The sequence below is a fragment of the Bradyrhizobium sp. 157 genome (assembly GCF_023073815.1).
GTDB lineage: Bacteria > Pseudomonadota > Alphaproteobacteria > Rhizobiales > Xanthobacteraceae > Bradyrhizobium.
Map to the genome: position 1 here is coordinate 21,320 of NZ_JADPKF010000044.1, position 14,278 is coordinate 35,597.

Genomic DNA, 14,278 nt, shown 5'->3' on the forward strand with positions numbered 1-14,278 from the left:
TTCGCATGTTCAAGGTCCGCGTCATCCCCTGTCTCGACGTCAAGGACGGCCGGGTGGTCAAGGGCGTCAATTTTGTCGATCTGCGCGACGCCGGCGATCCCGTCGAGGCGGCGATTGCATATGACGCCGCTGGCGCCGACGAATTGTGCTTCCTCGACATCACCGCCACCCACGAAAACCGCGGCACCATGCTGGATGTGGTGCGGCGCACGGCGGAAGCCTGTTTCATGCCGCTGACGGTCGGCGGCGGGGTGCGCACCATCGAGGATATCAAGACGCTGCTGCGCTTCGGCGCCGACAAGGTCTCGATCAACTCGGCCGCCGTCTCTAACCGTGAATTCGTCAAGCAGGCGGCGGAAAAATTCGGCGAGCAGTGCATCGTGGTCGCGATCGACGCCAAGCGGGTCAAGCGCGGCGGCGGCTCGGACCGCTGGGAGATTTTTACCCATGGCGGGCGCAACTCCACCGGGATCGACGCGATCGAATACGCGCAGGAGGTGGTGTCGCTCGGCGCCGGCGAGATCCTGTTGACCTCGATGGACCGCGACGGCACGCGGCAGGGCTTCGACCTGCCGCTGACGCAGGCCGTCGCCGACAGTGTTCCCGTACCGGTCATCGCCTCCGGCGGCGTCGGCAATCTCGACCACCTTGTCGACGGCATCCGCCAGGGCCACGCCACCGCGGTGCTGGCGGCCTCGATATTCCACTTCGGCGAATTTACCATACGCCAAGCCAAGGAGCATATGGTGCGCGCCGGGCTGCCGATGCGGCTCGATCCCTGACGACTCCATGTCACAAAAGTGCTAAGTCCTTGTCCGGGACGGCGACCCGGACTTTGGTCGGGCGCGAGTGTTGAGTTCGGTTGATGTCGCGTTTCACGATCCACGATTTGGCCGCCACCATCGATGCACGGGCCGCATCGGGAGGAGAGGCGTCCTACACCCGCAAATTGCTCGACAGGGGCGCCGAGCACTGCGCCAAGAAGCTGGGCGAGGAAGCGGTCGAGACCGTGATCGCAGCGATCGAGAACGACCGTAGCCACCTGATTGCCGAAAGCGCCGACCTGCTGTTTCATTTGCTGGTGTTGTTGAAGTCGCGGGGCGTGAAGCTCGAAGAGGTCGAAGCCGCGCTGGCGCAGCGGACGTCGATGTCCGGGCTTGAGGAGAAGGCGTCGCGCAAGCGCGATTGACCGAGAGGACGGCGCATGGATATCCGGGCTCCCGACCAACAATACAATCCCTACCGCATCTTCACGCGCGAGCAGTGGGCGCGGTTGCGCGACGACACGCCGATGACGCTGGAGCCGGGCGAATTCGAGCGGCTGCGCTCGATGCACGATCGCCTCGACCTGCAGGAGGTCGAGGACATCTACCTGCCGCTGTCGCGCCTGTTGTCGATTTACGTCGATGCGACCCACCGGCTCTACCAGGCGCAGCGCCAGTTCCTCGGCATCCGCGACCGCAAGGTGCCCTACATCATCGGCGTCGCCGGTTCGGTCGCGGTCGGCAAATCGACCACCGCGCGCGTGCTGCAGGCGCTGCTGGCGCGCTGGTCGCCCCGGCCCAGGGTCGACCTGGTGACGACAGACGGCTTCCTGTATCCCAATGCTGTGCTCGAGCGGCAGGGGTTGATGCAGAAGAAGGGCTTTCCCGAGAGCTACGACCTGCCGATGCTGCTGGCGTTTCTTTCCGATATCAAGGCCGGCCGCCGGCCGGTGCGCGCGCCGGTCTATTCGCATCTGGTCTACGATATCGTGCCGAACGAGTGGATCGAGGTCGATCGCCCGGACATCCTGATCGTCGAGGGCGTCAACGTGCTGCAGACCGGCCGACTGCCGCGCGACGGCAAGGCGGTGCCCGTGGTGTCCGACTTCTTCGACTTCTCCGTCTATATTGATGCCGAAGAGCCGGTGCTGCGCGAATGGTATGTGCGCCGTTTCCTTGCGCTCAGGGACACCGCGTTCCACGATCCCAAATCCTACTTCCATCGCTACGCGGTGCTCTCCGACGAGGAAGCCACCGCGACCGCGATCGCGATCTGGGAACGCACCAACCTCGCCAATCTCGAGGACAATATTTTGCCGACCCGGCCGCGCGCGACGCTGATCCTGAAAAAGCGCGCCGATCACCTCGTCGAGACGGTGGCGCTGCGGCGGCTGTAGTGTCGTAGGGTGGGCAAATGCGCCCTTGCGCCGTGCCCACTATCTATCCGATCGGTGGCTGACATGGTGGGCACGCTTCCGCCTTCGCTCGTTGAGCTACGGCGGACGGGGTCGCTTTGCCCACCCTACAAATCCTTCAATGCCTCACGCCGCCATGTGCCGTGACGCGATGAGCCCGGCAAGCGCCTCGGCGAGTTTTTCGCGGTCGAGCGGCTTGATCAAGAATCCGTCCATGCCGGCTTCGAAGCAGGCGTAGCGATCTTCCACCAGCGTGTTGGCGGTGAGCGCAAGGATCGGCGTCCGGCTGCCCGGCTCGCCGGATTCAAGGGTACGAATCCGCTTGGTGGTTTCGATGCCGTTGAGCTGCGGCATCTGGATGTCCATCAGGACGAGATCGTAGGGGCTGCCGGCGGATTTCGCCGAGAGCCAGGACTCCAGCGCCTCGGCGCCATCGGTGGTGATGACGGCGTGATGGCCGAGCCGGCCGAGCAGCGATCGGATCAACAGCGCATTGATCTGGTTGTCCTCGGCAACCAGGATCGATAGGCCCTTGGCCGACGGCGCGGCCGGCGTCTCGCTCGGGTCGATGGCCGGATCCAGACTGGGCGCGGCCACTTCAGGCGCAGCCGTCAGGCGGGCCGCGAGCGAGGCCGCGCGCAGCGGCTTGACCAGATAGCCGGTGAGGGCGGAAGTGGCGGACGGTTGCATTTCGTGCCGCGTCGCCGGCGTGAACATCACGATGCGCTGGGTGGCGTGAAGGCGGGCGGCATCGCCAAGCCGTTCGATTTCGGCCAGCCCCAGCGTGTGATCGATCAGCACCGCGTGCCAGGCGCGCTCGGGCAGCAGGGCCTCTGCGACGTTGATGTCTGATACCATGCAGGTCTGCCCGCCCCAGCGCTGCAGCCGTCGCGCGGTCAGCGAGGCCTCGATGCTCGCCGGCGAGACCAGCATGATCGAGTGGCCGGAAAGATCCGGCGCCGCAAATGAGATTTGTTCGCCGCCCGCGGCGGCAAGGGGAAGCGACACTTCGAATGTCGAGCCGATGCCCGGCGTGCTCTCCAGCGTGATGCGGCCGCCCATGCGCTTGACGATACGGTCAGAGATGCTGAGGCCGAGACCGGTGCCGCCGTAGCTGCGAGCGATCTTGTCGTCGGCCTGCTCGAACTCGCGAAAGATCCGCTCGCGCGCTTCGGGAGCGATGCCGATACCGGTGTCGCGCACCAGGAAGCTGATTTCATTGGGCCAGATACCGGGCTCGACGATCAGGGCGACACCGCCGGTCGAGGTGAACTTGATCGCGTTGCCGGCGAGGTTGAGCAGTACCTGCCTCAAGCGCGCCGCGTCGCCGATCACGTGCGTCGGCAGCCGCTCGTCGACATAGGCGGCCACCTCGATCTTCTTGGCTTCCGCACGCGGCGCCAGCAACTCGGTGATATCCTCAACCAGGCCCGACAACGCGAACGGGCGATGTTCTAGAGCGATCTTGCCGGCCTCGATCTTGGAATAATCCAGCAGTTCCTCAATCAGCGAGAGCAGCGCGTCGCCGGAGGTCTTCACCGCCTTGACGTAGGTCGCCTGTTCCGGCGTCAGCGGCGTATCCATCAACAGGCCGCTCATGCCGATGATGCCGTTGAGCGGCGTGCGGATCTCGTGGCTCGCCATAGCGAGGAAGCGCGACTTGGCGCGGCTTGCCGCGTCCGCCTGGTCGCGGGCCTCGGTCAGCGCGCGTTCGCTCTCGGTGCGGTCGGTAACGTCGCGGCCGACGCTTTGCATTTCCGCTCGCTCTCCGGCGTCGTTGCGAACGAGCCCTTCGCGCCACGCGATCCAGCGCGGGCCGAGCGGTCCCTCGATCCGCTGGTCGTGAACGCGGGTGCCGTTCGGTTCGAGCGCGGTATCGCCCTGTTCGAGAATGGTAAGCGTGAAGCGGCTGCCGATCAGCGCGTCGCGCGGCATTTGCGCCAGCTCGCAATAGGCATCATTGGCGTAGGTGATGCGGCCTTCGCCGTCGCGCAGAACGATCAGGTCGCCCTGCGATTCGAACAGCCGCCGGGTACGCTGCTCGGCTTCCTGCAATTCCCAGTTCCGGTCGGCCAACGCTTCGTTATGCAGCGCGACCTTGCGCATCTTCTTGCGCAGCAGGCGGAGCCGGACGCTGAAGGTGGCGAGCGCGACGCAGGCGATCGCAAACAGGAAGGCGACGCCGATCGCGAAAGAGTGCGGATCATAGCCGGAATTTTCTGTCTTGGCTCCGGCGATGAAGCCAAAGGCCCCGCCGAACACGACCGAGAAGATCATGAAGGAGCGCAGCGCGAAGGTAAGCCAGGGATGACGGCGGCCGAAGCGGCGAAAGCGAAGTTTGATCCGGAAAGTCCGCCCCATCGCCAATAACCCTAAGCTTGCTGCTTGAATTGAACCGGCCTGCTTCGCCGCCTCTCTCGGGCAGACGATGCGTCGCCGATGTTGCAAAGTGCTTGAGGCTCCCAGCGCATGACGGGCCGCGATGAGAACAGGGTGAATGAAAGGTTAACCGAGCATGGTCCGGAAAAGTGGGAACCGGTTTTCCGAAAAGACCATGCTCCAAACCTACAGCGACACCGCTTCGATGCGGTGGCGCTCGCCGCGAGCGCCGACGATCAGGGCGGCGGCATCGAGCAGCGAAAAGCTCTTCGACGACACGAAGATGCGGTAGTCGGCCGGTCCGTCCCTGGAAAGATAGATCACGGGATCGGAACCTGACGGATTGCGGGAGATGGCGACCAGAAGCGGCGGCGCATTGCTCTCGCAGGCGCCGGCTTCGGCCGTTTCGATATCGTCGATCACGGTGAAGTCGGCCGTTTCCGCGTTGTCGGTAATCTGGACCCGCACCGTCGCGCGGCCTGGATCGCCGGTGAAACTGACGTGCCGGTGCGGCTGCCAGGAGAGGGTGGCGATCTGGACGGAAGTGCCTGATATTTCGATGCAGGGCCGCGGACCGGCGAAAAATTCACCGCGCGCGAACAGGGTGACAATTGCCAGCGGAATCACCGAGGCCAGGATATTCAAACGCAACATGACACGCTACTCGCTCACCATAAGCCCGCGACATCGGACTTATGGTTGGCAGAGGGTAAAGGAAACTAATTACCGCCGCGTTGACGCGAGTTGTTTTTTGTGGCGGGGGACTATCTTGGTCGCGAGTGGGACGAGAGGTCCGACGTCGCTTGGCCGGCCGGCGGCCGCGGACCTACGCCGCTCTTCGCAAATCCTCCGCCAGCGCACGATACGAAAGCGCCTCCGCCAGGTGCAGCCGGCCGATCTTTTCCGCACGATCGAGGTCGGCGAGCGTGCGTGCGACGCGCAGCACGCGGTGATAGCCGCGCGCGGTCAGCTTCATGGTTTCGGCGGCGTCGCGCAAAAGTTTTTGGCCTTGTGCATCTGGCTGCGCGATCGTTTCCAAAAGCGAGGCCGGTGCTTCGGCATTGGTGCGGACATGCGGCATGCCGGCCGCCGCATAGCGCGCGAGCTGGATGTCGCGCGCGGCGGCGACGCGGGCTGCGACTTCCGCCGAGCCTTCGGAAGGCGGCGGCAGGATCAGGTCGGCGGCGGTGACCGCCGGCACCTCGATGCGCAGGTCGATGCGGTCCATCAGCGGGCCGGAGATGCGCATCTGGTAATCCGACGTGCAGCGGTCGACCGGTGCGCGCCTGCAGGAATAGCCGGGATCGTAGGCTTGGCCGCAGCGGCACGGGTTCATCGCCGCGACTAGCATGAAGCGGGCCGGATAAGTAACGCGGTGGTTGGCGCGGGAGACCGAGACCTCGCCGTTCTCCAGCGGCTGGCGCAGCGAGTCGAGAACGCGCGGATCGAACTCCGGCAGTTCGTCGAGAAACAACACGCCCTGATGCGCCAGCGAAATCTCGCCGGGTTTTGCGCGCAGGCCGCCGCCGGTCAGCGCAGCCATGCTGGCGGAATGATGCGGTGCGCGGAACGGCCGCCGCGCGGTCAGCGCGCCGTCGCGGATTTCGCCGGCGACGGAGGCGATCATCGACACTTCCAGAAGTTCGGATGGCGACAGCGGCGGCAGGATCGAAGGCAGCCGCGCCGCCAGCATCGACTTGCCTGCGCCGGGCGAGCCGATCATCAGCAAATGATGTCCGCCTGCCGCGGCGATCTCCAGCGCGCGCTTGGCGCTCTCCTGGCCCTTGATATCGCGCAAGTCCAGATGCGTCGCTTCCGGCTCGTGCACTTTCGGCTGCGGCCGCGACAGCACCTGCGTGCCTTTAAAATGGTTGGCGATCTGGATCAGCGATTTGGCCGCGATGATCTGGATGTCCGGGCTCGCCCAGGCCGCTTCCGTTCCGCACGCCGCGGGACAAATCAGCCCCTCCTCGCGCGCGTTCGCGCCGATCGCGGCCGGCAACACGCCTGCAACGGGCGCGATCGAGCCGTCGAGGCCGAGTTCGCCGAGCACGGTAAAGCCGTTGAGCGCATCGGGGGGAATCGCGCCGATCGCAGCCATCAGGCCGAGCGCGATCGGCAGATCGTAATGGCTGCCTTCCTTCGGCAGATCGGCCGGCGCCAGATTGACGATGATCCGCCGCGCCGGCAGGGCCAGCCCCGAGGCGATCAGCGCCGAGCGCACCCGCTCGCGCGCCTCTGAGACCGCCTTGTCGGGCAGACCCACGATCGCAAACGCCGGCAGCCCGGGCGCGACCTGCACCTGGACGTCGACCGCGCGAGCCTCGATCCCCTCAAAAGCTACGGTAGATACCCGCGCAACCATGCTGCCCCCCGCGACGCAATCGAAGGTAGCGGGGAACCGGAGGGCAAGTCAAGAACATTGCGAGAACATTATGCGCCTAGGCGTGTCAGCGCACGTCCTGCATCGACATACCGGTGCTCAACCGCTCGTCAACATTTTGACCGGCGCTTGCCTATCAGCTAGCGCTCCGTTCGCATGTACGGGCTCTGCTCGGAAACAAGCTTCAGCGCCGGATCGTCGGCGAGAACGCGCACTGCGTCTGTCTTTGCACGGCTCTCATTCTCGGGGTTACCCCGTACGCTCCACACGCCAAGCCAGACGACGAGCATCCCAGAGCCGATCACTATGATATCTTTGGTCATTTGCCGGGCCTCCAAACTGGCTGCCAGCGGCCGAGATGTTACTTCGGCTTGGGTTGCTGGTCCTGTGGCCGGACGCTCATGTCGCTCTCGGGCATCTTGTCGCGGCCCTGATCCTCATTGTCGTCTCTCCTGCCTGAGGTAGACGTTCCGCTACCGCCGGGATTGGATGTACTCGAGCCGGTGGTTGCGGTTGGCGCCGCGCGGGGGTTTGCCGAACTGGCGGCGGGATCGCCGGTCGTGGATCCTCGCCCGCTGGGGGAACCTTGTGCCAAGGCGAACGCATAACTGCCAAGCAGTGCGCTCAGGATGATCGCGATCCGCTTCATGGTGCTTTGCTCCCTGAGGAAAGACCAATTTCGGCGAAGCGCGATGGTTCCTAAGACATGGTTGGGGAGCTCAATTCAGCTTCCCCGCCGCAATCGCCGCCGCACTACCCTGCGGCTGCTCCAGCATCTTCAGCGCTGCATCCAGCCCGTTGCGCAAATTGGCGGCCGCGTTGGCGCTGCAGCGGATGCGGCCGGAGGAGATGAATTTCACTTCGGTCGAACCATCCGGCTTCGGCACCAGGATGCGAGTCGCGAGTTCGACCTCGATCGCGCCGTTCATGGTGCCGTAGGCACCGACGATGTCGAAATAGACCACCGGAGCCATGGCTCCAGTGTCCTCATAGATGAGATCGGATTTGGCGGGCGGTTGTTCGGCCAATGGGAGACTCCGTGATCGTTACGTCGTGATTCGCTGATCAAGGCTTACGCAAACGAAGGCGTATCCCTAGCGCTGCGTGCTGGCCGGGCGACGTCCGGGGCGGACCAGCCGCCCCGGAAGACTGAGCCGTTCAAAGCTGCATGTTCATCGGCTCGGGGTAATACCTGAAACCGTCGCCGTTCTTGGCGACGTGGCCGTAGCCGGGCCAGGCGAAGTGATAAGACATGACCGGGATCTTCTGGGCGGCCAGCATGTCCAGCATCTTCACCCGCGAGGCGGCCGCCTGCTTCGGGTCGCTGTCGTAGGCGAATTCCATCCGCGGTTTCTCCAGCAAGAGCACCGCGTGGTGCGAGAGGTCGCCGAGGAAGCAGAACGATTTGCCCTTCGAGCTCACCATGTAGATGGTGTGGCCGACGGTGTGGCCGGGCGCTGCGAGCGCGGTGACGCCGGGCAAGAATTCCTGGTTGTCCTTGATGAAGACGATGCGGTCGCGTACCGGCAGCAGATTCTTGCGGGCGTGGATCACAAAATCCTTTAAGGGACTGCCGAGCTTGCCTTCATCGGTCCAGAAATCGAAATCGCTCTGGGCGATGTAGACCTGCGCGTTCGGGAATAGCGGCTTGTCGTCGGCGCCGACCAGGCCGCCGATGTGATCGATATGCGCGTGCGAGCACACCACGGCGTCGATATCGCTCGGCTTGATGCCGGCCGCCATCATGTTTTTCTGCTGCTGGCCGGTGGTCGGGCCAAATGCTTTTAACGTGCCCATGCCGGTATCGAACAGGATCAGTCTGTCGCCGGTATTCACGATCGGCGAGTTCTGCTCGAGCACGACGTTGTCCGGATTGAGGAAGTTGTCGGACAGCATCTTCTTCACTTCCTCTTTCGGCACGCCGGTAAACGTGCCGGAGGGATCGCCGAGCGGAAGCGGGCCATCGGAGACGACGGTCACTTCGGCGTCGCCGAGGATGAAGCGGTGCCAGTAGGGCGCCTGCGTGCCGAGCTTCGGCGCCTTGGCCAGCGCGCTGCCGCCGAGCATCGTTGAAGCGCCAAGACCCATTCCGAGTCCTGCGCCGAGCGCAAGCAAAGACCGTCGCGAAAAATTCGTCGTCATGCGTCTTCCTCCACTAATTTACTGATTGCAGTACGTGCCCGGACGGATTCATCCGCAGGCGCAGGCTGCGCCCGCTCGCTGAAATTGGCAAGTGGGCGGAGACGGCACAACAGGGATGTGAAAATGCGATGACGCGATGCGGCGTTATTTAGCGGCCGCGCTTGTTCTCGATGGTATCCCAGATCTTTCCGGCAACACAGACTGCGTAGCTACCGCGACGATGACATCGCGCAGCCCCGCGGTGCGCCGTATCGCGTAAAGGCGTTGTTGCAGGAGAGGATTTCGATGATTACCGCATCGACAGCTACCAATCGTAGTAGTCGTACATCCACTCCCTTGGGTATCGAGGCCGCGCTCTCGCTTGCGGCGGCGACCGCTCTGGTTTGCGCAAGATCGGAGCCGGCTGCGTCGGAGGCGCTGACGTTTTCGGCGGGTTCTGCTCGGATACCTTCGCGAGCGCGCGTTTCATCTCTTCCTGACTCGCCTTCAGCTCCCCAATGGCTTTTGAATTGTCGCTGACCATTTGTTGCTGGTTCGCCTTGAGCTGTTCGATGGTTTGCTGCAGATTCGCGAGGTCGCGCGCGATCGTTTGCAGCAACTGAGTCTGGTCGGGAGGCGGCGCGGTAGTTGGCGGCGCCGCGTCTTGCGGTGGCGCGGCCTGAGCCAAGGTTATTATTTGCGGTGGTGATGCTTGCGGTGGTGCTGCCTCCGTCGCGGCCAGTTGAACGGTAGACGGCGCGGGCTGTGCGGGAGATGGCGGGTCTTCCGGCGACGATGATGGCGTTGAAACGAGCTGCGGCGCCCACCGCTTGGCTCCGTCGCCATAGGACGCCTGCAAAACCAGGGCGGACACAATGATGCACGCCGCCACGGGCAAGGCGAGGAGGGTTCGGAGCGCCAGCCTTCCTGGCGATGATTGCGGGCCAGGTTCGGCCGAGGGCGATCGCGGACCAGATCCGGCCGAAGGCGAATGCGAGGCCTCGCGCTCCATTTTTGCAAGCTGTTCAGTTAGACGCGCGAGTTGCTCATCCGCGCTCTTGATCTGTTCGTGGGCGTGCGCGAGCCGCTCATCGGCGCGCGTGACCAGGGCATCGTGGGGTTCTGTTTCTTTCGGTGTAGGTGTGGAGTTCATTGGCGTTTCCTTTCCGTCCAATGTCATCCGAACGTGGCCGTTCGAGCATCCGGCAGCGCTCCGTGCAGTCTTGCCCAAAGAATGGCCGCATGATGGTAGAATATGGGATCACAAGGCGATAGCGTCCTGCAACCCAGCGGGACCGCTCTCGGCCCAGCAGTACGGCGCCACGGCTCTTCTCCTCGGTTCCAACCGGCCGGCAGGAGGCGCACGCAATTCATCCGGCCTAAGTCCGGTCGCGTATGAGCGCGCTGCGCATGAGTCGCTGGATAGGTCGCGAGGGGAAGTTATTTCCCGGCGCGCTTCTTCTCGATGGTATCCCAGATTTTTGCAGCGACATCCGGGCCGTTGAGACGCTGGATGGCGCGGATGCCGGTCGGCGACGTCACGTTGATCTCGGTGAGGTTGCCGTCGATCACGTCGATGCCGACGAACAATAGCCCGAGCTCGCGCAGCGCAGGTCCCAGCGTGTCGCAAATCTCGCGCTCGCGCGGCGAAAGCTCGGTCGCCTGCGCGGCGCCGCCGCGCACCATGTTGGAGCGGAGGTCGTCGGGGGCGGGGACGCGGTTGACGGCGCCGGCGAATTCGCCGTCGACCAGGATGATGCGCTTATCGCCGTGCTTCACCTCGGGCAGGAAGCGCTGGATCACCCAGGGCTCGCGGAAGGTGACCGAGAACATGTCGAACAGCGAGCCAAAATTCATGTCCTGCGGCATGACGCGAAACACGGCGGCCCCGCCATGGCCGTGCAGCGGCTTCATCACCACGGCGCCGTGCTGGTCGCGGAACGAATTGATCTCGTCGAGGTCGCGCGAGATCAGCGTCGGCGGCATTAGCTGCGAAAAGTTCATCACGAACAGTTTTTCCGGCGCGTTGCGCACGGAAGCCGGATTGTTCACCACCAGCGTCTTGGGGTGAATGCGCTCGAGGAAATGCGTCGAGGTGATGTAGGCCAGGTCGAAGGGCGGGTCCTGCCGCAGCAGGATGACGTCGAAGGCTTCGAGCGGCTCGCGCTTGGGTTCGCCGAGCGTGAAATGGTCGCCAATCTCGTCGCGCACGATGAGGTGCTGCACCGGCGCCACCAGCTCCTCGCCGCGGAGCGAGAGCTTGTCCGGGGTGTAGTAGGAAATGCTGTGGCCGCGCTTTTGCGCTTCCAGAAGCAGCGCAAAGGTTGAATCGCCGCGGATGTTGATACGCGCGATGGGGTCCATCTGGACGGCGACATTCAGTTTCATGAGTGAGGTCCGGGTCTCTGGAGGGAATCTTAAGCGCTGGCGTCGAATGCCGCTAACAGATGGCGTGGCAGACGCCGCGGCGCAATCAGGACGGCGTCAAAACGGAGCTCGAATTCGGCATGCTCGGGATGCGCCATCAACCAGGCTTGGGCGGCGTCGATGATGCGGGCCTGCTGGCGCGGCGTCACGGCATAGGCGGCATCATCGAGGCTGGCGCGCGCCTTGACCTCGACGAAAGCCACGAGATTGCGCTTCCTCGCCACCAGGTCGATCTCGCCATAGGGCGTGCGAAAGCGCTTTGCGAGAATGCGGTAGCCCTTGGCCATCAGGTAGGCGGCGGCGCGGCTTTCGGCGGAAAGTCCGGTACGAAAGGCCGCGACCCGCTCGGGCGCGGCGAGCTTTGGCCCGACGTCGGGCGGCGTAGTGCCGTCAGTCTTCGCCATCGTCGCCTCTTGCTTCCTTCGCGAGCTCCAGCGCGCGGGCATAGACTTCGCGGCGCGGGCGCCCCGAAAGCTCGACCGCATGCGCGACGCTGACCTTGACGCTTTCGCGCGCCAGCGACGATCGCAGCAGGTCGTCGAGGTCGTGCTGCGTCATGACATCGGCGTCCTTGTGCGGCGGGCCGATCACGAGCACGAACTCGCCGCGGGTTTCCAGCGTGTCGGCCATCCTTGCCAGTTCGGCGATGGGCGCACGCTTGATGTCCTCGTGCAGCTTTGTGAGTTCGCGGCAGATCGCGGCGTCGCGCCCGGGCATGATCTCGGCGAGGTCAGCGAGCGTTTCCTGCACGCGGTTGCCGGATTCGAACATCACCAGCGTGGCGTCGATCCTTGCCAGTTCGGCCAGCCGCGTCCGCCGCGAGACTTGCCTGGCCGGCAGAAATCCCTCAAAATAAAACCGGTCGGTCGGGAGTGCCGCGACCGAAAGCGCCGTCAAGACCGAGGACGCACCGGGCACCGCGATTACGGCATGGCCGGCGGCAGAGGCCTCGCGCACCAGCTTGAAGCCGGGGTCGGATATCAGGGGCGTGCCGGCGTCCGACACCAGCGCGATGGAAGCGCCCTGCGCCAGCCGCTCCAGGATTTTCGGCCGCGCCATCGCCGCGTTGTGCTCATGATACGGTTTGAGTTCTGCCGAAATCGCATAGCGCTCGGTCAGGCGGCGGGTGATGCGGGTGTCCTCGCAGGCGATGAGGTCGACGCCGGCCAAGGTCTCCAGCGCGCGCAAGGTAATGTCGCCGAGATTGCCGATCGGGGTTGCCACCAGATAAAGGCCGGGAACCGGCTTCGGGGCATTCAGGACGTGGCCGCCAATCAAAAATGTTCTGTTGGCCGAACCCGGTTCGGTATCGGAGCCGTAGCTTGAACGGGGCTTTGCGCGCATGACCGCAATCTAAAGGGGTCTTGGTGCAAGCGCCATATCTGGCTGGGCGGCGGCAAAGCCGAAGTTCCCTGCCGCCGTCGACGTGCGGCGAGATCGTAATGCTTTTGTTTTGGTTAACTAATCCTCGACAATATTGCAGAATCCCGCATTCGGGTTCAGTAGCGGTTCAGGTGCCTTGGCCCAGAAAGCCGGAATCCTGGCCGACGGCGGTCGGTCAAGAGAAGAGACAAGATGGTAGGCCCGCTCAATCGTAAGCCTGAATCGTCGGATCCTCGGCCGTCAGGACCGACCCGGCGGACGGCGGTCGGACTCATTCTCGGCGCGCCATTGCTCGCTGCTTGCAGCGGCGGCCAGATTTCCAACCCGTTCGGCCCGTCGGCGCCCGAGGGCCCCCCAGGCCCGCAGCAACAGCCGCTTGCGGTCGGCACGGGGCAGGTCAAGGTCGGCCTCATCCTGCCGCTTTCGGCCGCCGGCAATGCCGGCGTTGCCGCGCAGTCGATGAAGAACGCAGCCGAGATGGCGCTGGCGGAATTCCAGAATCCGAACATCCAGCTTCTGATCAAGGACGACGGCGGCAGTCCGCAGGGTGCCCAGCAGGTCACCCAGCAGGCGCTCGGCGAGGGCGTGGAAATCGTTCTGGGCCCGCTGTTCGCGGCTTCGGTGCCGGCGACCGCGCAACTGACGCGCGCGCGGAGCGTTCCCGTGATCGCGTTCTCAACCGATTCCAGCGTCGCCGGACGCGGCGTTTATCTGCTGAGCTTCCTGCCCGAATCCGACGTGAACCGGATCGTGGATTATTCCGCCAGCATCGGAAAGCGATCGTTTGCGGCGCTGTTGCCCGACAACGCCTATGGCAATGTGGTGGAAGCGGCGTTCAAGCAGGCGGTTGGCCGCAAGGGCCGCATCGTCGCCTTCGAGAAATACACCGCCGATCGCGCCGGCGCGGCGCGGACGGTGGCGCAGTCGCTCGGCTCGGCGGACGCGCTGTTCATCGCCGACGATGGCGAATCGGTCGTGGCGACGGCGGACTCGCTGACTGCAGCGGGCGCAAATTTACGTAACATCCAGTTGCTCGGGACCGGCCTCTGGGACAATCCGCGCGTCTATGCGAGCGCGACGCTGCAGGGTGGGCTCTATGCCGCGCCGGATCCGTCGGGCTTCCGCGCCTTTTCGGAGCGCTACCGTGCCAAATACGGCACGGATCCTGTTCGCACCGCAACGCTAGCTTATGATGCTGTCGCGCTGGTTGCTGCGCTGTCGAAGCAGCAGGGTGGCCAGCGCTTTGCGTCGGAGACGCTGACCAACCCGTCCGGTTTCGCCGGCATCGACGGGCTGTTTCGATTCCGCTCCGACGGCACCAACGAGCGCGGCCTTGCGGTGATGAAAGTCGCCAGCGGCGGCAGCACGCCGGTCGCCGGATCGCCGAAGAGTTTTGGGGCGTGATC

The 14,278-nt window shown here is 64.4% G+C and carries 15 protein-coding genes; 4 read left to right on the forward strand and 11 right to left on the reverse strand.

The window, feature by feature from the left end; genetic code table 11:
* Window positions 1–5: 5 nt before the first annotated feature.
* From hisF to coaA, 3 genes are all read left to right on the forward strand, one after another.
* The gene (gene hisF / locus IVA95_RS10015) at window positions 6–782 is read left to right on the forward strand and encodes an imidazole glycerol phosphate synthase subunit HisF (protein ID WP_213252578.1); all 777 of its coding nucleotides are present in this window, start codon (window positions 6–8) and stop codon (window positions 780–782) included.
* An 83-nt stretch (window positions 783–865) separates the two neighbouring features.
* A complete protein-coding gene (locus IVA95_RS10020; RefSeq protein WP_213252577.1) occupies window positions 866–1,189 on the forward strand; it encodes a phosphoribosyl-ATP diphosphatase in 324 nt (107 codons plus the stop codon).
* 15 nt (window positions 1,190–1,204) lie between these two features.
* Entirely contained in the window at window positions 1,205–2,161 is a 957-nt protein-coding gene (gene coaA / locus IVA95_RS10025) for a type I pantothenate kinase (protein WP_213252575.1), read from the forward strand.
* Window positions 2,162–2,305: 144 nt separating this feature from the next.
* On the opposite strand, the gene IVA95_RS10030 is transcribed toward coaA, so the two are convergent.
* The 11 genes from IVA95_RS10030 to rsmI form a co-directional block, all read right to left on the reverse strand.
* The gene (locus IVA95_RS10030; RefSeq protein WP_247510325.1) at window positions 2,306–4,540 is read right to left on the reverse strand and encodes an ATP-binding protein; all 2,235 of its coding nucleotides are present in this window, start codon (window positions 4,538–4,540) and stop codon (window positions 2,306–2,308) included.
* A 204-nt stretch (window positions 4,541–4,744) separates the two neighbouring features.
* Complete coding sequence (locus IVA95_RS10035) at window positions 4,745–5,212, reverse strand: hypothetical protein (RefSeq protein ID WP_247510326.1); 468 nt, start codon at window positions 5,210–5,212, stop codon at window positions 4,745–4,747.
* A gap of 172 nt (window positions 5,213–5,384) precedes the next feature.
* Window positions 5,385–6,923, reverse strand: coding sequence for a YifB family Mg chelatase-like AAA ATPase (locus tag IVA95_RS10040; protein WP_247510327.1), 1,539 nt, complete (start codon window positions 6,921–6,923; stop codon window positions 5,385–5,387).
* Between the two features lie 158 nt (window positions 6,924–7,081).
* Window positions 7,082–7,264: a hypothetical protein gene (locus tag IVA95_RS10045; protein ID WP_247510328.1), complete on the reverse strand. Its 183-nt coding sequence runs from the start codon at window positions 7,262–7,264 to the stop codon at window positions 7,082–7,084.
* A gap of 38 nt (window positions 7,265–7,302) precedes the next feature.
* Complete coding sequence (locus IVA95_RS10050; RefSeq protein ID WP_247510329.1) at window positions 7,303–7,590, reverse strand: hypothetical protein; 288 nt, start codon at window positions 7,588–7,590, stop codon at window positions 7,303–7,305.
* Between the two features lie 70 nt (window positions 7,591–7,660).
* Entirely contained in the window at window positions 7,661–7,969 is a 309-nt protein-coding gene (locus IVA95_RS10055; protein WP_247510330.1) for a hypothetical protein, read from the reverse strand.
* 130 nt (window positions 7,970–8,099) lie between these two features.
* On the reverse strand, window positions 8,100–9,083 hold the full coding sequence (locus IVA95_RS10060) for an MBL fold metallo-hydrolase (RefSeq protein ID WP_247510331.1): 984 nt from the start codon (window positions 9,081–9,083) through the stop codon (window positions 8,100–8,102).
* 304 nt (window positions 9,084–9,387) lie between these two features.
* Window positions 9,388–10,215 carry a hypothetical protein gene (locus IVA95_RS10065; protein WP_247510332.1) on the reverse strand — a complete coding sequence of 276 codons (828 nt, stop codon included), beginning with the start codon at window positions 10,213–10,215 and terminating at the stop codon, window positions 9,388–9,390.
* 287 nt (window positions 10,216–10,502) lie between these two features.
* Window positions 10,503–11,450 (reverse strand): glutathione synthase, encoded by a 948-nt coding sequence (gene gshB / locus IVA95_RS10070; RefSeq protein WP_247510333.1) that lies wholly within the window; start codon window positions 11,448–11,450, stop codon window positions 10,503–10,505.
* 29 nt (window positions 11,451–11,479) lie between these two features.
* Complete coding sequence (locus IVA95_RS10075; protein ID WP_247510334.1) at window positions 11,480–11,893, reverse strand: YraN family protein; 414 nt, start codon at window positions 11,891–11,893, stop codon at window positions 11,480–11,482.
* On the reverse strand, window positions 11,880–12,833 hold the full coding sequence (gene rsmI, locus IVA95_RS10080) for a 16S rRNA (cytidine(1402)-2'-O)-methyltransferase (RefSeq protein WP_247510335.1): 954 nt from the start codon (window positions 12,831–12,833) through the stop codon (window positions 11,880–11,882). Before rsmI ends, IVA95_RS10075 begins: the two co-directional genes overlap by 14 nt.
* Window positions 12,834–13,064: 231 nt before the next feature.
* Between rsmI and IVA95_RS10085 the strand changes: the two genes are divergently transcribed.
* Window positions 13,065–14,276 carry a penicillin-binding protein activator gene (locus tag IVA95_RS10085; protein WP_247510336.1) on the forward strand — a complete coding sequence of 404 codons (1,212 nt, stop codon included), beginning with the start codon at window positions 13,065–13,067 and terminating at the stop codon, window positions 14,274–14,276.
* Window positions 14,277–14,278: the final 2 nt, after the last annotated feature.